Below are 18,065 nucleotides of genomic sequence, written 5' to 3'. Positions count from 1 at the left end.
GGTCTCGGTCCGGCCCTCCGGCGGCGCGAGGGGACACCGGCCGCTCCGGGCCCGGCGGGCCGGGTGAACACCCCCGGCGAGGCCGGCTCCCCGGCGGGCGGGAGGCCCGAGGGATGCGGGGCCCGCCCGCAGGCCGGAAATTCCTTTGAGTGACGGGGACGGCGGCAGGCATAGTCCCAGGGTGACGAAACCCTCCGCCCCGCCCCGCACCCGTTTCGCCCGGCCCGCCTGGGCCGGCCGCAACTACACCCTGCTGACCGGGGCGGCGATCGTCACCAACCTCGGCAGCCACGGCTCGCTGATCGCCGCGGCGTTCGCGGTGATCGAGACGGGTGGCGGCGCCCGGGAGGTGGGTCTGGTCGCCGCTGCGCGCACCGTACCGCTCGTGTTCTTCCTGCTGATCGGCGGCGCGGTGGCCGACCGGGTGCCCCGCCACCGGGTGATGGTCGCCGCCAACGCCCTCAACTGCGTCTCCCAGGCGGCCTTCGCCGTCCTGGTGCTCGCCGGGGAGCCACAGCTCTGGCAGATGATGGCGCTGACCGCGCTGGCGGGCACCGGTACGGCGTTCTTCAACCCGGCGGCTGAGGGCATGCTGCTCTCCAGCGTCAGCGGCGAGCAGGCCAGCCGCGCCTTCGCGCTCTTCCGGATGGCCACACACGGCGCGGCCATCGGCGGCGCGGCACTCGGCGGCGCCATGATCGCGGCGATCGGTCCCGGCTGGGTACTGGCCGTGGACGCCGCCGCTTTCGCGGTCGCGGGTGCCCTCCGCGCCTTCCTCGATGTCAGCCATATCGCCCCGCGCACCGCCGGCGGCGGGCTCGTCTCCGATCTGCGCGAGGGGTGGCGGGAGGTCGCCGGCCGGCCGTGGCTGTGGGCGATCATCATCCAGTTCACCGTGGTCGTGGCCGTCGTCGGCGCGGCGGAGGGGGTCTACGGACCGCTGGTCGCCCGGGACGAACTGGGCGGGGCGCGCCCCTGGGGGCTGGCGCTCGCCGCGTTCGGCGTGGGCACCGTCCTCGGCGCGGTGCTGATGATGCGCTGGAAGCCGCGCCGGCTGCTGCTCGCCGGGACGCTCTGCGTCTTCCCGCTCGCCGCGCCGTCGGCGGCGCTCGCGGTGCCGCTGTCGCCCGCGGGGCTGGCGCTGGTGATGCTGGTGAGCGGGATCGCGATCGAGGTCTTCGGCGTCACCTGGATGACGGCCCTGCACCAGGAGATACCCGAGGACAAGTTCTCCCGGGTCTCGGCGTACGACTGGTTCGGCTCCACCGCGATGCTCCCGGTGGCCACGGCGCTCGCCGGACCGGCGGAGAGCGCCTTCGGGCGCGGCACGGCCCTGTGGGGGTGTTCGGCGCTGATCGTGCTGGTGACGGCGCTGGTGCTGCTGGTGCCCGAGGTACGGAATCTGACGCACCGCCGGGAGCCGGCCGAGGCGCCGCGGACTCCGGGGCCCGTCGCCGAGCCGGTCCCGGAGCGGGCCCCGGGGGAGGCCGCCGGGCGGTCAGCCGATGCCGAAGGAGCCGTGGGGCGGCTCGGGTGACGCCCGGGCGGTCCGGTCCGTGACCGGTGCCGCGCGGCCGGTGAGCCGGGCCAGGGCGGCCCCGTGGACCACGCGGGCGGGGAAGGGGTCGGCCGCGGCCCGGCGGGCGAGGGCGGCGAGATCGGCGGGGGTGTCGGAGGCGAGGAGCACCACATTGCCGAAGCGCCGGCCGCGCAGCACCGCCGGTTCGGCGATGAGCGCGAGTTCCGCGAAGACCGTGCCGAAGGTGGCGAGCTGGGAGCGGAGGAAGGCGAAGGGCGCTCCGTCGGCGAGGTTCGCTGCGTGGACCCCGCCGGGGCGCAGCACCCGGGCGGCGGCACGGGCGTACTCGACGGAGGTCAGATGAGCGGGGACGCGTGAGCCGCCGAAGACATCGGCGACGACGACATCGGCCGAGCCGGCCGGCGCCCGTTCGACCCAGTCGCGCGCGTCGGCCGCCTGGACGCCGGTGTCCGAGCCGGCGGGCAGCGGCAGCACCTCCGCGACCAGGTCGAGCAGCCCCCGGTCGGCCTCGACGACCTGCTGCCGTGAGCCGGGGCGGGTGGCGGTGACATAGCGGGGCAGGGTCAGCGCGCCGCCCCCGAGGTGGAGCACGTCGAGCGGGGTGCCGTCGGGGGTGTGGCAGTCGATGACATGGGCGAGCCTGCGGGCGTACTCGAACTCCAGATGGGTGGGGTCGTCGAGGTCGACATAAGACTGGGGCGCGCCGTCGACCGTCAGCAGCCAGGCGTGTGCCCGGTCGATGTCGGGCATCAGCTTGGCGGTGCCGTGATCCACGGGGCGGGTTACGGGGATGGGCTCGTCCACGGGGGCATTGTCGTACAGCGAGGGGGTGGGGTGGGCCGGGGGGCTTGTCCTCCGGACCCGGGCGGGCTGGGATAGGTGGCCGCACAGAGCGGGATCGGTGCCGGGGCAGATCGGACCGGTGCGGGGTCCCGGGCACCAGGGTCCGTCCTCAAACGCCGGACAGGCTGGGATAAGCGGCCGGACCGGACGGAACGGGTCCAGGACACAGGCCGGAAAGGGTGACCGCACAGGGCAGGACCGGTGCCGAGGCAGATCGGACCGGTGCGACGTCCCCGGCACCAAGGTCCGTCCTCAAACGCCGGACAGGCTGGGATGAGCAACCGGACCGGACGGAACGGGTCCAGGACACAGGCCGGAAAGGGTGACCGCACAGAGCGGGATCGATGCCGGACACAGGCCGGAAGGGGTGCCGGGCAAGGTGAGGTCGGTGGCCTGGCGGGCCGGGAAGGTGGAGCCCCGCCTCCCCCGTTTCGGGGGAGGCGGGGGACAGGGGCTACAGGACCCCCGTCACGGTTCCCGCGCCGACGGTGCGGCCGCCCTCGCGGATGGCGAAGCCGAGGCCGGGCTCCAGCGGGACGGCGCGCCCCAGTTCGACGGTCATGGCGACCGTCTCGCCCGGCCGGGCGACGGCCGCCTCACCGAGGTCGATGTCCCCGACCACGTCCGCCGTGCGGATGTAGAACTGCGGCCGGTACCCGGTGGACACCGGGGTGGTGCGACCCCCCTCCCGTCCCGAGAGCACATACACCCGCGCGGTGAAGCGACGGCTCGGAGTGACGCTGCCGGGCGCCGCGACCACATGCCCGCGCCGTACCGCGTCCCTCGGCAGTCCGCGCAGCAGCAGCGCCACGTTGTCACCGGCCTCCGCCGACTCCATCGGCTTGCCGAAGGTCTCAACCCCGGTGACGACGGTCTCGGTGTCCGCGCCCAGCACCTGGACGCGGTCGCCGACGCGCACGGTCCCCCGCTCGACCGCGCCGGTCACGACGGTGCCGCGCCCGGTGATGGTGAGGACGTTCTCCACCGGGAGGAGGAACGGCGCGTCCGTGTAGCGGACGGGGACCGGCACATAGGTGTCGACGGCGTCGAGCAGGGCCTCGATGGAGGCGGTCCAGCGCGGCTCGCCGGCCAGCGCCCCGAGCCCGGAGACCCGTACGACCGGAACCGTGTCACCGCCGTAGCCGTGGGCGGTGAGCAGCTCCCGGACCTCCAGCTCGACCAGGTCGGTCAGTTCGTCGTCGCCCGCGTCGGCCTTGTTGAGCGCGACGACGATGTGGTCGACGCCGACCTGGCGGGCGAGCAGGACGTGTTCGGCGGTCTGGGGCATGACCCCGTCGAGCGCGGACACCACCAGGATCGCCCCGTCGAGCTGGGCGGCCCCGGTGACCATGTTCTTGATGTAGTCGGCGTGGCCCGGCATGTCGATGTGCGCGTAGTGGCGGGTGTCGGTCTCGTACTCGACGTGCGCGATGTTGATGGTGATGCCGCGCTGGGCCTCCTCGGGAGCCCTGTCGATGCGGTCGAAGGGGACGAATCCGGCGGTGCCGCGCTCGCTGAGGACCTTGGTGATGGCGGCGGTCAGCGTGGTCTTGCCGTGGTCGACATGGCCGACGGTGCCGATGTTGAGGTGCGGCTTGGTGCGGACGTACGCGGTCTTGGTCATGGTCTTGTCCGTGACTTCCCTCGGATGCAGATCGCGCGAAGCGTGTGAGGACCCCCGGGCTCTGCCGACCCTCCCCCTGTGGGGTCCCGCCGGACGATCCGGAGAGGGTCAGCTTCGGGTGCCGCCGGCGATGGCGGCCACGGCCGGAGGAAGAACGGCTTCGCCGCTGGTGAGGAGGGTGGCGGGGAGGACGGCAGCCTTCGGCGCGCCCGCGACTGCGGGGGGCGCTGCGAGGAAGGCGTACCGGGTCATGAAGCAAATAATCGCCGACCGGCCGTCGGCGGTCGAACGGTTTTCCCGGCGCCGGGAGGACGGCCCCAGGCCGTGGTGGTGAGGGCCATTACGGCGATCACATCCGGTCGTCGGTTAGTCTCCCCGGATGTTCGAGCCCGTCCCCAGGCCCTCTTCCGGTCTCGCCCTCCGCTGTACCAGGGTGCTGCTCTCACCGTGGTCACGGCTTTCGCTCCTGCTGCTGATGCTGGCCTCGGCCGGAGTCCTGGTGCTGCTGTACGAGCCACAGCGGCTGCTCTCGGACGGCTGGCCGGCCGCCCGGCTGAGCGGGGCGGCGGCCGTGGTGCTGTACGCCCTGGCGTACGGGGTGTGCACCGCCGCCTTCGTGCCCCGGCCGATCCTCAACCTGGCGGCGGGGGCGCTGTTCGGCTCCCAGGCGGGGCTGGTGTCGGCGCTCGCGGGAACCGTGCTGGGCGCGGGTATCGCCTTCACTCTCGGCCGGCTGCTCGGACAGGACGCGCTGCGGCCCCTGCTGAAGGGCAAGGTGCTCAAGGCCGCTGACGGCCAGTTGAGCCGGCACGGCTTCCGGTCGATGCTGGCGATACGGCTCTTCCCCGGTATTCCGTTCGCCGCCGCCAACTACTGCGCCGCGGTCTCCCGTATGGGTTATACGCCGTTTCTGCTGGCCACGGCTGTGGGGTCCATTCCGAACACCGCCGCTTATGTGGTGGCGGGTGCCCGCGCGGGGTCCCCGACTTCGCCGGCTTTTCTGATCGCGATGGGATTCATCGTGGTCACCGGTCTGATCGCGGCGTCACTCGCCTGGCGTAAACGGCATGGTCTGCGCGCGAGCTGACGGACCACCAGGGCGGTCGCCGCGCGGGCTCCCCGCACCACCGCCCGTACGCCCGCCGGCGCCACCGCCCGCACCTCCGTTCGTACAGAAGATCGCGGGAATTCCGACGGCAACACGGCACTCCGTGTTCACCTCGGGACGCTACGCTGCCTCCCACACTGGCGCATTGATCGGGACCGCACCGCGCCGTCAGACATGATCTTTTCTTGGGTGGCGTAGTTTTCGATGTCCTGGTTCGAATCATTCATCCTTGGGCTGGTCCAGGGGCTGACCGAATTCCTGCCGATCTCCTCCAGCGCTCATCTGCGGCTCACCGCCGCGTTCGCGGGCTGGCACGATCCGGGCGCGGCATTCACGGCGATCACCCAGATCGGCACCGAGACCGCCGTACTGATCTATTTCCGCAAGGACATCGTCAGAATGTGCTCCGCGTGGTTCCGCTCCCTCACCGACAAGGAGATGCGGGCCGACCACGACGCCCGGATGGGCTGGCTGGTCATCATCGGATCGATCCCGATCGGGGTCCTCGGGGTCACCCTCAAGGACCAGATCGAGGGGCCGTTCCGGGATCTGCGGCTCATCGCCACCACCCTGATCGTCATGGGTGTGGTGCTCGGCATCGCCGACCGGCTCGCCGCCCGTGACGAGTCGGGCGGCCGGCACCGGGCCGTGAAGCAGCGCAAGACGCTGGAGGAACTGAGCGTCAGGGACGGTCTGATCTACGGTTTCTGCCAGGCCATGGCCCTGATCCCCGGAGTCTCCCGGTCCGGCGCGACCATCAGCGGCGGCCTGCTGATGGGCTACACCCGCGAGGCGTCGGCCCGCTACTCCTTCCTCCTCGCCATCCCCGCGGTGCTCGCCTCGGGGGCGTACGAACTCAAGGACGCGGGCGAGGGCCATGTGTCCTGGGGCCCCACGATCTTCGCCACCGTCATCGCCTTCGCCGTCGGCTACGCGGTCATCGCGTGGTTCATGAAATACATCACTAGCAAAAGCTTTATGCCGTTTGTGATCTACCGCGTCCTCCTGGGGATTGCCCTGTTCATCCTGGTCGGGACGGACACGCTGAGTCCCCACGCGGGCGAGTCCGGTGACTGATGTGTGACGTAACAGGGGAGACGGCTCCACCGGGAGGCCGTAATCTGTTCGCATGTCCCCCCTTCCGCACGAGCCAGAGACTGCCCTGTCCGCCGCCGAGCTCAACGCCCGCATCCGCGAGCTGTGGGCCGATGGGCAGCTGCCCGAGGACCGGCGGGCGGAGTACGAGGCGCTCGTCCTGAAGTGGGCGGCCGCGGCGCTGGAGCGCGGCGGGGACGACGGTGTGGAGCACGCCGCCTGAGCACCCCGGCCCGGCGCCCCGATCCGGCGTCCCGGCCCGGGCCCGCCGACCGGGCACCCGGTGTCCGGGCCCACCTCCCGGACCCACCCTCCCGGGCACCCGGCAGCGTCCGCGCACCCGGCCTGCGGGCACTCCCGCCCGTGGTGGTCCCCGCCGGACGCGGCCGGTCACCGGCCCCGGCTCGGCTAGCCTGGCTGCACGATGAACCGTTTGAGCACGCAGTGGGGCGACATCGCGCTCGCCCGCTTCCCCGAGGACCCGCGCGACCCCCTCCGCGCCTGGGACGCCGCCGACGAGTATCTGCTGCGGCAGCTCGGCGAGACCTCCCCCGATCTCTCCGGGACCGTGGCCGTCGTCGGCGACCGGTGGGGCGCCCTGGCCACCTCGCTCGCCGCCCACGGGCCCGTGCAGATCACCGACTCCTTTCTCGCCCAGGAGGCGACCCGCGCGAATCTCACCCGCAACGGCCTCACCGCCCCGGACGCCCCCTTGGGCGGTGTGCGGATGCTCTCCGCCCGGGACACCCCGCCGGAGCGGGTCGATGTGCTGCTCGTGCGCGTGCCCAAGAGCCTCGCCCTCCTGGAGGACCAGCTCCACCGGCTGGCGCCCGCCGTGCACGCGGGAACCCTGGTCATCGGCACCGGCATGGTCAGTGAGATCCACACCTCGACCCTGCGGACCTTCGAACGGATCATCGGCCCCACCAGGACCTCGCTGGCGGTGCGGAAGGCCCGGCTGATCTTCTGCACCCCCGACCCCGCGCTCAGCCCCGGCCCCAGCCCCTGGCCGCTGCGGTACGACCTCCCGGACGGCACCGGCGCCCTCGCGGGCCGCACGGTCACCAACCACGCGGGCATCTTCTGCGCCGACCGGCTCGACATCGGTACGCGGCTGTTCCTGCGCAGCCTGCCCGAGCGGCGGGGGCCCGACCGCGTGGTGGACCTCGGCTGCGGCAACGGGGTCGTCGGAACGGCCGTCGCGCTCGCCAACCCGCAGGCGTCGGTGACCTTCGTCGATGAGTCGTTCTCCGCCGTCGCGTCGGCCGAGGCGACCCACCGCGAGAACGCCCCATCGGGCGCGGAGGCCGCGTTCCTGGTGGGCGACGTGCTCTCCGCCGTGGCGGACGGCAGCACCGACCTCGTGCTGAACAACCCCCCGTTCCACTCCCACCGGGCGACGACGGACACCACGGCCCGCCGGATGTTCACCGGAGCCCGCCGGGTGCTGCGCCCCGGCGGCGAGCTGTGGGTGATCGGCAACCGTCACCTCGGGTACCACGTACGGCTGCGCCGCCTCTTCGGCAACTGCGAGGTGATGGCGAGCGACGCCAAGTTCGTGGTCCTGCGGGCCGTCCGGTCCTGACCCGCCCCGTCCGGGGCGCCGCCACCCGCACCGCCCCGGACGGGGAAGATCGACCGTTTGCCGGACAACAGTGCGCGCCGGGCGTGCAGAGCCCTTGGCCTGGGGGCCGCACTGCCCGAAACTGAGCCGATGACGCAGCGCGTGGATCTCGCGACAGTGATGGACCGGCTGGCCATCGATGACCTGGTGACCCGTTACGCGGTGGCGGTGGACGACGCCGACTGGGACGGCTACCGGGCCCTGTTCACCCCCGACGGACGGGTGGACTACCGCGACTCGGGCGGGATCGAGGCCCCGGCGGCGGCGGGCGCCGACTGGCTGGCCAAGGCGATGGGGACCTTTCCCGTACGGCAGCATCTGATCGTCAACCGCAGGCTGCGGCTCCAGGATCTGGGCGGTTACCCGGGGGACGGCGCCGATGTGCAGGCGGACTACCTCGCCGTGCTGCGGACGGACACGGGGGAGGAACTCTCCTCCGGGGGCCGCTACGCCATCGCGGCCGTGCGCACCGACGACGGCTGGCGGCTGAACGGTGTGGTCTCCCGGGAGAAGTGGCGGCGCGCCGCCGGGGCGCTCCCCGGGTAGGCGGCGGCGTTCCCCGGGCGCGCTCCGGGTGGGCGGTGGCGCCGGGGCCTGCCGGGTGGACCACGGAGCGGGTGCGGCGACACACTGAAGGGGCACGCCCGCCCGCGGGTGGCCTCGGGGCGGGACGAGGAGGCACGGAATGCGGATGCCGACCGGCCGGCCGGCGGACCCCGGGTCCGGGGTTCCCCCCGCTCACGCGGCCCCCGGGGACCGGGCTCCGGGCGGGCGCGGCCGGAGCGCCTCCGTACGGCGCGCGCTGGCCGCCCCGGTCGCCGGGGCGCTGCCCGCGCTGGCCTTTCCCGAGCCGTCCCTGTGGTGGTTCGCCTATGTGGCGCTCGTTCCGTGGATGCTGCTGATACGGACCGCGCCCACGGCCCGGCGGGCCGCCTTCGAGGGCTGGCTCGGCGGGGTGGGGCTGGTGATCGCCGTCCACCACTGGCTGATACCGAGCCTCCATGTCTTCATGGTGGTGCTGGCGGCGCTGCTGGGGCTGCTGTGGGCGCCCTGGGGGTGGCTGGTCCGCTCCCTCCTCGGGGCCTCCCCGCCCTCGGGCTCCCGGTCCGGAGCCCCCGGCTCCGGTGGGAGAGGCGGAGGCGGTGGGTGGCGGGTCGCCTCGGCGGTCGTGGTCATCCCCTCGGGGTGGCTGATGATCGAGCTCATCCGGTCCTGGGAGGGGCTCGGCGGGCCCTGGGGGCTGCTGGGGGCGAGTCAGTGGCAGGTCTCCCCCGCGCTGCGGCTGGCCTCCGCCGGAGGCGTGTGGCTGGTGAGCCTGCTGGTGGTGGCGGTGAACACGGTGATCACCGCGGTGATCGCGCTTCCCCGGGCCCGTACGGCGGCGCTCTGCTGCGGGGTGCTCTGCGCCCTGGCGGCGGGAGCGGTGGCCGTCTGGGCCCCGGCGCCCGTGGAGTCCGCCGACCGGCTGCGGATCGCGGTGGTCCAGCCGGGGGTGATCGGTGGCGGGGACTCCGTCGAGCGGCGGTTCGCCCGGGGTGAGGAGCTGACCCGCGCCCTGGCGGGCCGGGACCCCGATCTGGTGGTCTGGGGCGAGAGCAGTGTGGGCGCGGATCTGCGGGAGCGCCCCGATCTGGCGGCACGGCTCGGCGAGCTGTCCCGGGCGGTCGGCGCCCCGCTGCTGGTCAATGTGGACGCCCGCAGCACCGACGCGGCGGGCCGGGACGGGATATTCAAGAGCTCGGTGCTGGTGGGCCCCGACGGCCCGACGGGCGACCGCTACGACAAGATGCGGCTGGTGCCCTTCGGGGAGTACGTCCCGGCGCGGCATCTGCTCGGCTGGGCGACCTCGGTGGGCAGGGCCGCGGGGGAGGACCGGCTGCGCGGCACCCGTCCGGTGGTGATGGATCTGCCGGACGGGCCGCGCGTCGGGCCGCTGGTCTGCTTCGAGTCCGCGTTCCCCGACATGAGCCGGCATCTGGTGCGGGAGGGGGCCGGGCTGCTCGTCGCCCAGTCGGCGACCTCCTCGTTCCAGGAGAGCTGGGCCCCCGCGCAGCACGCGTCGCTCGCGGCGCTGCGGGCGGCCGAGACCGGCCGCCCGGTGGTCCATGCCACGCTCACCGGGGTGAGCGCCGCGCACGGGCCGGACGGTGCCCGGATCGGCCGTCCGCTGGGTACGGAGAGCAGTGCCGCCGCCCTGTACGAGCTTCCGGCGGCGGGCGGGACGACCGCCTATGTCCGTTTCGGTGACTGGCCGGTCGGGGCCGCCGTCGCCGTGCTGGTGGCGTCGGCCGGTGTCCGGGCGGCGGGGCGGCTCAGGCGGTCCGCTCCAGAATCCGCCGCACGATCCGCTCGCACAGCTCATGGGTCCGCAGGGCGTCCCGGGCGCTGAGGACCTTCCCCGCGCGCACGGAGTCGAGGAAGGCCAGCGCCGCCTGCTCGATGCCGCGCTGCCGGGCGACCGGCACCCAGTCGCCGCGCCTGCGGACGCTGGGCTGCCCCTTGTGGTCGACGATCTCGGCGAGATCGCGCACCTCGCGCTTGGTGTCCTGTCCGGAGACCTCCAGGATCTCCTGGGTGGAGCCGCTCCGGCGGTTCATGGTGCCGATGGCGGTGAACCCGTCGCCGGAGAGCTGGAGGACGACGTGGTCCATCAGCCCGTCGGTGACCCGGGCGCGCACATCGGTGTGCTCGACCTCGCCGGGCACCAGGAAGCGGAGGGTGTCCACGACATGGATGAAGTCGTCGAGGACATAGGTGCGGGGGGCCTCGGGGAGCCCGACGCGGTTCTTCTGCATCAGGATCAGCTCGCGCGGGTGCTCCAGGCACTGGGCGTAGGAGGGCGCGAGCCGGCGGTTGAAACCGACGGTGAGGCTGGTGCCGCGTTCCTCGGCCAGCTCCACCAGCGCCTCGGACCGGGCGAGTTCATAGGCGAGGGGCTTGTCGACATAGGTCGCGACCCCGGCCGTGAGCAGCGCGGTGACGATCTCGGCGTGCGCGGCGGTGGGCGCGTGGACGAAGGCCGCGTCCAGCCCCTGGGCGAGCAGCGACTCCAGGTCCGGGTGGCGCCGCGCGGCCGGGACGCGGTAGGCGTCGGCGACCCGGCTCAGGGTCGCCGGGGTACGGGTCTGGAGATGCAGTTCGATGCCGGGGAGGGCGCCGAGCACAGGCAGATAGGCCTTCTGCGCGATGTCGCCGAGACCGATGCAGCCGACCTTCACCAGGTTCCTCCTAGAGTTGCGTGACGCGTCCCTGTCGAGCCCGGTCAGCATACGTGTGCCGGGGAGGGCGCCCGCCGGGGTTCCCGCCTCAGGCACCGGGAGGCGGTGCCGGGTCCGCCACCCGCCTCCCGGCTCGGGCGAACCGGTCCGCGCGCTGGGCCGGGAGGCCGACCCGGTTCACCCGTGCGGGCGTTTGTCGGTCCATACGACCACGAGGGGGCACGGCAGCCGTCAGAGTGGCGCGCGTGAAACGTGCGACGACCACCGCGAAAGCCGCGCCGCCCCGGGCACCCGGGTCCGTCACGGCACGGGCCGCGAGGAGCGTGACGGGCCTGGCCGGCTGGGGTGTCTGGGCGGTCGCCGGGCTGGCGGTCTGCGGCTGTGTGTCCGTGGAGCCGCTGCCCGCGCCGGCTCCCGCGCCCCGGGTCACCGGTGCCCCGCCGGCCGCCCGGCCGCAGATCGTGCAGGGCCCCGCCCGTGAGGTGCTCCGGGCGCCGGTCCGTCAGCCGGTCCGCGGCCCGGGACCCGCGGCACCGGTCGCGCCCGCGGCACCAGAACCCCGCGAGGAGCCGGCCCCGGCCCCGCCGCGGGCCGCTGCGCCCCGAGCCGCCGACCGGCCCGCCCGGCGCCCGGCCGCCCCCGCCGCGCCCGCCCGGACCCGTGAGCCCCCGGCCCCCCGGCGGAAGGCGGTCGGGGTCTGCGCGCTGAGCGAGGAGTACGGCGCCTGGCGGCCGGGGAGCGCGCAGGCACGGATGTGCCGGGAGGCGTACGGAGAGCTGAGCGGCGGCCGGACCGGTCAGCGGCCCTGAGCGCGGCGGTGCGGAACACGGCCGGCCGGGGCCCGGCCCGGGCGGTGTGGGGCCCGGCGCCGGGTGGAGCCGGTCACGCGTCGCCGAGGGCCCGCTCCAGCCGGGCGACGGCACAGCGCACCCCGTCGCCGTAGCCGTCGTCGCCCAGGGCGGCCATCGACTCATGGGCCCGGTCGAGGTGGGCCCGCGCCGCGCCGGGCCGCTGGAGCTTGAGGTAGTCGGCGGCGAGGCCCGCGTGGAGCGCGGGGTAGAAGGCCCGCACCGCGAGCCCCGGCGCCCCTTCCGCCGTGAGGCTGTCCGCCGCCGCCAGCGCCCTGAGGTCCCAGGCCAGCTCGTCGCCCGGCTCGTCCTGGGTGTCCGCCATGTAGTGGGCGAGCGTGCAGCGGTGGAGGGCGTCCCCCGTCTCCCCGATTTCCGACCACAGCGCGCCGAACCGGTTGCGCGCCTCCTCGCGGTCGCCGCCGTGCAGCAGCATGACCGCCTGCCCGATCCGGGTCATGACGGCGTCCCCCGACGCCTCCTGCTGCTCCATCACTGCGGCCTCCCACGTCCATGCGGCGAACGGCGACGACGATCCACGCATCACGACGCTAACCGCCACGGCGGACAAACCCGCACAGGCTCGGGCACTCGGTCCGAGCCCGTGTCATGGAGCCGGACTCAGCCCAGGTCGGGGATGCGCCAGTCGATGGGCTCGTGGCCCTGTGCCGCGACCGCCTCGTTGATCTGGGTGAAGGGGCGGGAGCCGAAGAACTTCTTCGCCGACAGGGGTGAGGGGTGGGCGCCCTTGACCACCACATGCCGGGTCTCGTCGATCAGGGGCAGCTTCTTCTGCGCGTAATTGCCCCAGAGCACGAAGACGGCCGGGTCGGGGCGGGAGGCCACCGCCCTGATCACCGCGTCCGTGACCTTCTCCCAGCCCTTGCCCTTGTGGGAGTTGGCCTCGCCCGCCCGCACGGTCAGCACGGCGTTGAGCAGGAGCACTCCCTGTTCGGCCCAGGGCATCAGATAGCCGTTGTCCGGGACGGGCAGGCCCAGCTCGGCCTGCATCTCCTTGTAGATGTTGCGCAGGGACGGGGGTGTCCTGACGCCGGGGCGCACCGAGAAGCAGAGACCGTGCCCCTGGCCCTCCCCGTGGTAGGGGTCCTGGCCGAGGACGAGGACCTTGACCTTGTCGTACGGGGTCGCGTCGAGGGCGGCGAAGACCTCCTCGCGCGGCGGGTAGACCGGCCCCTTCGCCCGCTCCTCCTCGACGAACTCGGTCAGCTCCTTGAAATAGGGCTGTGCCAGCTCTTCGCCGAGGACGCCGCGCCAGGACTCGGGCAGCATGTCGGTGTCGGTCACGTCAAGAACCTCCGGAAAGCGATCAGTTACCGACCACAGAACTTACCGGGAGCCACTGACAATGGCCCGCCGGCCGGTCCCGCGGCCGGTCCCGCACCGCTCCTACCAGCTCGTCTTCCGGTACAGCTCCCACATCTGCATGATCGACTGCGGATCGAAGGCACGCTCGCCGCCGCCGATCTCCTCGCTCACCGCGATGTAGAGCTTGCCCTGCCACAGCGGCAGCAGCCGGACCTCCTTGGCGATGATCTCCTGGGCCCGTTCGAAGTCCTTGGCGACCGCGCCGCGGTCGCTCTGGCGCCGGGACGCGGGCAGCAGTTCCTTGGTGATCTCGCGGTTCTCGTAGGGGGTGGCGAGCACGTTGTTCTCCCCGACGAAGGGCGCGACGAAGTTGTCCGGGTCCGGGAAGTCGGGGAACCAGCCCCGGCCGAAGACCGGGTAGGCACCGCTCTTGTACCCCTTCTGGAACTCCTGCTCCGGCCTGCCCTGCACCTTGACGCTGAAGAGCCCGGAGGCTTCGAGCTGGCGCTTGAGCTCGGCGAACTCGGGCGCGGTGGCGGAGCCGTAGCGGTCGGTGGTGAACCAGAAGTCCAGCTTCACCGGTGTCTCGATGCCCGCGTCCGTCAGGATCTTCCGCGCCTTGGCCGGGCTCGGGTCGCCGTAGGTGTCGAAGAACTGCGTGGTGTGTCCCACGATGCCCTTGGGGACCATCGAGTACAGCGGCTCGGCCGTGCCCTGGTAGACCTTGGCCACCAGCGCCCCGCGGTCGACGACCTGGGCGATGGCCTGGCGCACGGGCAGCTTGCCCGCGTTGGGGTCCTTGGCGTTGAAGACCAGGTAGCGGATGTCGGTGCCGACCGTCTCCACGAGCCGCACATGGTCGCTGTCGGGCCGCTTCCGCTGGAACGCCACGACCTGCTGCGCGTCCAGTCCGCGGTAGGTGGCGTCGATCTCCTTCTTCTTCAGCGCCTTCACCATCTGCCCCGACTCCGTGAAGTAACGGATCGTGACCGCATCGTTTCTGCGCTTCGCGTAGCCGTCGTAGGTGTCGTTCTTCGCCAGGTCGGCCTTCTTGCCCTTGCTGTACGACTGGAGCACATACGGCCCGGAACCGGTCACCCCGGCGTCCTTGCGGAGCGCGGTGCGGGAGTACTTGCCGGGGGCCACGAGCGAGGTGGCGGGGGTGGCCAGGATGAACGGGAAGGTGGCGTCGGGGGCCTTGAGGTGGAACCGGACCTTGCGGTCACCCACCAGCTCGACGCTGCCGAGCGAGTTCAGCAGCCCGTTGGGACCGCCCGGGACGTCGATGAGCCGGATGCGGTCGATGGAGTGCTTGACGGCGGCGGCGTCGAGCTTCTCCCCGTTGGAGAAGACCAGCCCCGGCTTGAGCGTGCACTCGTAGATCTTGTTGCCGGCGTTGGTGAAGTCGCAGCGCTCCGCCGCGTCGGGCTGGGGCGTGGTGCTTCCCGTCGGGAAGCTCAGCAGCGTCTGGAAGACATTCCGATACAGCTCCCACGAACCGTCCCACGCCCCGGCCGGGTCCAGCGTCGTGGGCTCGCTCATGGTGCCCACCGATATCTTCCGGTCGCCGCCATCGGACGAGTCGGAGAACAGACCGCACCCAGCGAGCAGGGATATGGACGCCAGGGCGGCAACGGCCCGCAGAGAGGTCCGGTAGAACACGTGCACGCTCCTCGTTCAGCCATGAGTTGGCAGACCATACCGCAGTGCCCCGCCGGGCAACCTGGCGGCCCGGCAGGGCACTTGCTCAATGAGCATCAGATTTCACAGCCGGCTCAGTGGACTCCGGCATTGAGGAACATACCTCCGTCGACAACCAATGTCTGCCCCGTGATCCAATCGGATTGTCCGGAGGTGAGAAACGCCGCCGCGCCGCCGATGTCCTCGGGCATTCCGAGGCGCCCCAGCGGGTAGGCCGCGGCCGCCTCGGCCTCGCGGCCCTCGTACAGCCCCAGGGCGAATTTGGTCTTGACCACTGCCGGCGCAATCGCGTTGACGCGGACGCCCGGCGCGAATTCATGGGCGAGCTGCACGGTGAGATTGACCAGGGCCGCCTTGCTCATTCCGTAGGCGCCGATGAAGGGCGAGGGGGCGAGGCCGGCGACGGACGCGATGTTCACGATCGCACCGCCGTTCTCCTTCTGCCACACCCGGTGGGTGTGCTGGGCGAAGCCGAGCGCCGAGATCACATTGGTCTCGTACACCTTGCGCGCCACCCCGAGGTCCAGCTCGGCGAGCGGCCCGATCACCGGGTTCGTCCCGGCGTTGTTGACCAGGAAGTCGACCCTGCCGAAGGCCTCCATGGCGCGCTCGACCGCCACCGCCTGATGGGCCTCGTCATGGGCCCTGCCCGCGACGCCGACGGCCCGTCCGGCGCCGAGCGAGGCCACCGCCGCCGCCAGGGAGTCCTCGTCCCGGCCGGTGATCACGACCCGGTCGCCGCGTGCGACGAGCGCCTCGGCGACGGCGTATCCGATACCCCGGCTCGCGCCGGTGATGAGCGCGACCCTTCCGCTGTCGGGTGTCTGTGCGGTCATGTCGTTCTCCCCCGGCCTCAGTTGAGCGGTCCGCCGGCCACGTACAGCACCTGCCCGGAGACAAATCCCGCGGCGTCGCCGGTGAAGAAGGCGATGGCGTTGGCGATGTCCTCGGGCTGTCCGACGCGCTGTACGGGGATCTGGCCGGCCGCCGCCGCCTGGAACTCCTCGAAGCCCATGCCGACGCGGGCCGCGGTCTGCGCGGTCATCTCGGTGACGATGAATCCAGGGGCGACGGCGTTGGCGGTGACGCCGAACTTGCCCAGCTCCTTGGCGAGGGTCTTGGTGAAGCCCTGGAGCCCGGCCTTGACCGCGGCGTAGTTCGCCTGGCCCCGGTTCCCCAGCGCGGAGGACGAGGAGAGCGAGACGATCCGGCCGAACCCGGCGTCGACCATGTGCTTCTGGCAAGCCTTTGCCATCAGAAACGCGCCCTTGAGGTGCACGTTCATCACGGTGTCCCAGTCGGACTCGCTCATCTTGAAGAGCAGGTTGTCCCGGAGCACCCCCGCGTTGTTGACAAGGATCACCGGAGCGCCGAGTTCGGCGGTGATCCGGGCCACCGCGGCCTCGACCCGGGTGCCGTCGGAGACGTCGCAGCCGACCGCGAGCGCGGTGCCCCCTGCCGCGGTGATCTTCTCGACGGTCTCCTCGCAGGCCGCCTCGTCGAGGTCGAGTACGGCGACGGCACGGCCCTCGGCCGCCAGCCGTACGGCGGTCGCGGCGCCGATGCCCCGGGCTGCCCCGGTGACGACGGCGACGCGCTGCTCGGTGGTGGACATGCTGGTTCTCCTCGCCCTTGAGTGCGGCTCACCCGGTTCCCGTACACCCGAAGGATGAGCGACCGCTTAGTACCTTCAGCAGACGAGACGCTAGAAGCCCCTGGCACCCGGTGTCAACGGCCCGCCGGGTGCGCCGGGTCACCCGGCGCACCCGGCATCGCCCGGACGGCGTCACCGCCGGCGGCGGTTCAGCGGACCAGCAGCCCGAGCAGCCGCTCGACCTCGGCCTCGGGGTCGGCGGTGAGACCGGTGTGCACGGGTCCCGGCTGGACGACGGTGGAGCGGGGGGCGATCAGCCAGCGGAACCGGCGGCCCGCGTCGTCGCGTGCGGCCTGCCCGGCCTCCTCGCCACCGCAGCAGACGTACTCGACGGCGCGCAGCGCGGCTCGTACACCCGTCACATCGGCCGCCGGGTCCAGCGCCCTGAGCTTCGCCTCGTCCAGATGGGTGCGGGCGGCGACATAGGACCTGGCCCGGGAGTAGACCACCACACCGGCGTTGAAGCACTCCCCGCGCTCGACGCGGGGGACCACCCGCAGCAGCGCGTACTCGAAGACCTCGCGTCCGCTCATGCTCCGGCGCCCTTCTCGTTCACGGCCGGACGGCCGGTGCGGCCGGTCAGCCAGCCGGGTGCCCGCGAGGGGCGCGTGCGGGTGGGCTCGCCGAGGGTGATCCGGGTGTGGATCGAGGCGGCCCTCGGGAGGAGCGCCTCCACATAGGCCCGGCGCACCGCGTCGGTGGTGTCGAAGCCCGGCTCGTCGACGAGCCACTCGTCCGGCACGTCGGCGGCGACCTCGGTGAGCAGTTCCTCGGTGACGAGCGGGGCCAGTTCGGCCGCCGCCGCCGCGATGTCCGGCTCGAAGCGGGCCAGCACATGGTCGGAGGCGTCGTACGGCTTGGCGGCGGAGGCCGCGGCGCCGGGCCAGTTGTGGTGCCAGATCATGGTGGCCCCGTGGTCGATGAGCCAGACGTCGCCGTGCCAGACCAGCATGTTCGGGTTGCGCCAGGAGCGGTCGACGTTGTTGATCAGCGCGTCGAACCAGACGACCCGGCCGGCCTCCGCCGACCCCACCTCGTACGCCAGCGGGTCGAAGCCGATCGACCCGGGCAGGAAGTCCATCCCGAGGTTCAGCCCGCCGCTGGCCTTGAGCAGTTCCTGGACCTCCTGGTCCGGCTCGCCGAGCCCGATCACGGGGTCGAGCTGGATGCCCACGAGTTCGGGCACACGCAGTCCGAGCCGGCGGCCGAGCTGTCCGCAGACGACCTCCGCGACCAGGGTCTTGCGGCCCTGTCCCGCACCGGTGAACTTCATGACGTAGGTGCCGAGGTCGTCCGCCTCGACAATGCCTGGGAGCGATCCGCCTTCACGCAAGGGCGTGACATAGCGGGTCGCCGTGACTTCTGTGAGCATTTTTCCAGGCTATAGGGCACGACCCTCTGAGAATCCACAGACCGCATCGCACCGTACAACCGGGCGGGCCCCGCGCCGGTCAGCCCTGGGGAGAATCTGGGGAGTTTCCACC

Annotated in this window: 19 protein-coding genes; 8 read left to right on the top strand and 11 right to left on the bottom strand. The window is 72.5% G+C overall.

The annotated features are described in order from the left end of the window. Positions 1 to 181: 181 nt before the first annotated feature. Complete coding sequence (locus tag ABT122_RS16275) at positions 182 to 1,537, top strand: MFS transporter (RefSeq protein WP_351551531.1); 1,356 nt, start codon at positions 182 to 184, stop codon at positions 1,535 to 1,537. On the opposite strand, the gene ABT122_RS16270 is transcribed toward ABT122_RS16275, so the two are convergent. The 3 genes from ABT122_RS16270 to ABT122_RS16260 all read right to left on the bottom strand — a co-directional run bounded on the left by ABT122_RS16270 (position 1,499) and on the right by ABT122_RS16260 (position 4,259). After that, positions 1,499 to 2,344, bottom strand: a complete 846-nt coding sequence (locus ABT122_RS16270; RefSeq protein WP_351551528.1) for a spermidine synthase — start codon at positions 2,342 to 2,344, stop codon at positions 1,499 to 1,501. The two genes, ABT122_RS16275 and ABT122_RS16270, sit on opposite strands and share 39 nt — an antisense overlap. Positions 2,345 to 2,837: 493 nt before the next feature. After that, a complete protein-coding gene (gene tuf / locus ABT122_RS16265) occupies positions 2,838 to 4,007 on the bottom strand; it encodes an elongation factor Tu (protein ID WP_351551525.1) in 1,170 nt (389 codons plus the stop codon). 108 nt (positions 4,008 to 4,115) lie between these two features. Further along, entirely contained in the window at positions 4,116 to 4,259 is a 144-nt protein-coding gene (locus ABT122_RS16260) for a hypothetical protein (RefSeq protein ID WP_351551522.1), read from the bottom strand. 127 nt (positions 4,260 to 4,386) lie between these two features. Here ABT122_RS16260 and ABT122_RS16255 point away from each other — a divergent pair, with 127 nt between their 5' ends. The 6 genes from ABT122_RS16255 (at position 4,387) to lnt (ending at position 10,223) form a co-directional block, all read left to right on the top strand. Beyond that, positions 4,387 to 5,094 carry a TVP38/TMEM64 family protein gene (locus ABT122_RS16255; protein WP_351551519.1) on the top strand — a complete coding sequence of 236 codons (708 nt, stop codon included), beginning with the start codon at positions 4,387 to 4,389 and terminating at the stop codon, positions 5,092 to 5,094. A gap of 225 nt (positions 5,095 to 5,319) precedes the next feature. After that, positions 5,320 to 6,192: an undecaprenyl-diphosphate phosphatase gene (locus ABT122_RS16250; protein WP_351551516.1), complete on the top strand. Its 873-nt coding sequence runs from the start codon at positions 5,320 to 5,322 to the stop codon at positions 6,190 to 6,192. A gap of 52 nt (positions 6,193 to 6,244) precedes the next feature. Further along, complete coding sequence (locus ABT122_RS16245) at positions 6,245 to 6,433, top strand: hypothetical protein (protein WP_351551513.1); 189 nt, start codon at positions 6,245 to 6,247, stop codon at positions 6,431 to 6,433. A 201-nt stretch (positions 6,434 to 6,634) separates the two neighbouring features. Beyond that, positions 6,635 to 7,795 carry a methyltransferase gene (locus tag ABT122_RS16240; protein ID WP_351551511.1) on the top strand — a complete coding sequence of 387 codons (1,161 nt, stop codon included), beginning with the start codon at positions 6,635 to 6,637 and terminating at the stop codon, positions 7,793 to 7,795. Between the two features lie 129 nt (positions 7,796 to 7,924). After that, the gene (locus tag ABT122_RS16235; protein WP_351551508.1) at positions 7,925 to 8,380 is read left to right on the top strand and encodes a nuclear transport factor 2 family protein; all 456 of its coding nucleotides are present in this window, start codon (positions 7,925 to 7,927) and stop codon (positions 8,378 to 8,380) included. 145 nt (positions 8,381 to 8,525) lie between these two features. Continuing rightward, positions 8,526 to 10,223, top strand: coding sequence for an apolipoprotein N-acyltransferase (gene lnt / locus ABT122_RS16230; RefSeq protein WP_502976154.1), 1,698 nt, complete (start codon positions 8,526 to 8,528; stop codon positions 10,221 to 10,223). On the opposite strand, the gene ABT122_RS16225 is transcribed toward lnt, so the two are convergent. Then, positions 10,147 to 11,052, bottom strand: coding sequence for a Gfo/Idh/MocA family protein (locus ABT122_RS16225; protein WP_351551591.1), 906 nt, complete (start codon positions 11,050 to 11,052; stop codon positions 10,147 to 10,149). The genes lnt and ABT122_RS16225 overlap by 77 nt on opposite strands. A gap of 245 nt (positions 11,053 to 11,297) precedes the next feature. Here ABT122_RS16225 and ABT122_RS16220 point away from each other — a divergent pair, with 245 nt between their 5' ends. Then, positions 11,298 to 11,861 (top strand): hypothetical protein, encoded by a 564-nt coding sequence (locus tag ABT122_RS16220; RefSeq protein ID WP_351551502.1) that lies wholly within the window; start codon positions 11,298 to 11,300, stop codon positions 11,859 to 11,861. 73 nt (positions 11,862 to 11,934) lie between these two features. Here the strand turns inward: ABT122_RS16220 and ABT122_RS16215 are convergent, their stop codons facing one another. The 7 genes from ABT122_RS16215 to ABT122_RS16185 form a co-directional block, all read right to left on the bottom strand. Continuing rightward, the gene (locus ABT122_RS16215; protein ID WP_351551500.1) at positions 11,935 to 12,393 is read right to left on the bottom strand and encodes a hypothetical protein; all 459 of its coding nucleotides are present in this window, start codon (positions 12,391 to 12,393) and stop codon (positions 11,935 to 11,937) included. Positions 12,394 to 12,521: 128 nt separating this feature from the next. Next, complete coding sequence (locus ABT122_RS16210) at positions 12,522 to 13,205, bottom strand: uracil-DNA glycosylase (RefSeq protein ID WP_351551498.1); 684 nt, start codon at positions 13,203 to 13,205, stop codon at positions 12,522 to 12,524. Positions 13,206 to 13,307: 102 nt separating this feature from the next. Next, entirely contained in the window at positions 13,308 to 14,888 is a 1,581-nt protein-coding gene (locus ABT122_RS16205) for an ABC transporter substrate-binding protein (RefSeq protein ID WP_351551495.1), read from the bottom strand. A gap of 113 nt (positions 14,889 to 15,001) precedes the next feature. Beyond that, positions 15,002 to 15,763, bottom strand: a complete 762-nt coding sequence (locus tag ABT122_RS16200) for an SDR family oxidoreductase (RefSeq protein ID WP_351551492.1) — start codon at positions 15,761 to 15,763, stop codon at positions 15,002 to 15,004. A 17-nt stretch (positions 15,764 to 15,780) separates the two neighbouring features. Further along, complete coding sequence (fabG, locus tag ABT122_RS16195; protein ID WP_351551489.1) at positions 15,781 to 16,542, bottom strand: 3-oxoacyl-ACP reductase FabG; 762 nt, start codon at positions 16,540 to 16,542, stop codon at positions 15,781 to 15,783. A 188-nt stretch (positions 16,543 to 16,730) separates the two neighbouring features. Then, positions 16,731 to 17,114 carry a DUF3037 domain-containing protein gene (locus ABT122_RS16190; protein ID WP_351551486.1) on the bottom strand — a complete coding sequence of 128 codons (384 nt, stop codon included), beginning with the start codon at positions 17,112 to 17,114 and terminating at the stop codon, positions 16,731 to 16,733. After that, positions 17,111 to 17,953, bottom strand: coding sequence for a HipA family kinase (locus ABT122_RS16185; RefSeq protein WP_351551483.1), 843 nt, complete (start codon positions 17,951 to 17,953; stop codon positions 17,111 to 17,113). The genes ABT122_RS16190 and ABT122_RS16185 overlap by 4 nt, the downstream gene beginning before the upstream one ends. Positions 17,954 to 18,065 lie beyond the last annotated feature (112 nt).

This window comes from Streptomyces sp. NPDC001985 (assembly GCF_040296845.1).
Classification (GTDB): Bacteria; Actinomycetota; Actinomycetes; order Streptomycetales; family Streptomycetaceae; genus Streptomyces.
This window is presented reverse-complemented; position numbering and strand designations above follow the sequence as displayed.

Coding starts and splice junctions, on each gene's coding strand:
- tuf (WP_351551525.1), bottom strand. CDS start 4,007: ATGACCAAGACCGCGTACGTCCGCACCAAGCCGCACCTCAACATCGGC.
- ABT122_RS16260 (WP_351551522.1), bottom strand. CDS start 4,259: ATGACCCGGTACGCCTTCCTCGCAGCGCCCCCCGCAGTCGCGGGCGCG.
- ABT122_RS16255 (WP_351551519.1), top strand. CDS start 4,387: ATGTTCGAGCCCGTCCCCAGGCCCTCTTCCGGTCTCGCCCTCCGCTGT.
- ABT122_RS16250 (WP_351551516.1), top strand. CDS start 5,320: ATGTCCTGGTTCGAATCATTCATCCTTGGGCTGGTCCAGGGGCTGACC.
- ABT122_RS16245 (WP_351551513.1), top strand. CDS start 6,245: ATGTCCCCCCTTCCGCACGAGCCAGAGACTGCCCTGTCCGCCGCCGAG.
- ABT122_RS16240 (WP_351551511.1), top strand. CDS start 6,635: ATGAACCGTTTGAGCACGCAGTGGGGCGACATCGCGCTCGCCCGCTTC.
- ABT122_RS16235 (WP_351551508.1), top strand. CDS start 7,925: ATGACGCAGCGCGTGGATCTCGCGACAGTGATGGACCGGCTGGCCATC.
- lnt (WP_502976154.1), top strand. CDS start 8,526: ATGCCGACCGGCCGGCCGGCGGACCCCGGGTCCGGGGTTCCCCCCGCT.
- ABT122_RS16215 (WP_351551500.1), bottom strand. CDS start 12,393: ATGGAGCAGCAGGAGGCGTCGGGGGACGCCGTCATGACCCGGATCGGG.
- ABT122_RS16200 (WP_351551492.1), bottom strand. CDS start 15,763: ATGACCGCACAGACACCCGACAGCGGAAGGGTCGCGCTCATCACCGGC.
- fabG (WP_351551489.1), bottom strand. CDS start 16,542: ATGTCCACCACCGAGCAGCGCGTCGCCGTCGTCACCGGGGCAGCCCGG.
- ABT122_RS16190 (WP_351551486.1), bottom strand. CDS start 17,114: ATGAGCGGACGCGAGGTCTTCGAGTACGCGCTGCTGCGGGTGGTCCCC.
- ABT122_RS16185 (WP_351551483.1), bottom strand. CDS start 17,953: ATGCTCACAGAAGTCACGGCGACCCGCTATGTCACGCCCTTGCGTGAA.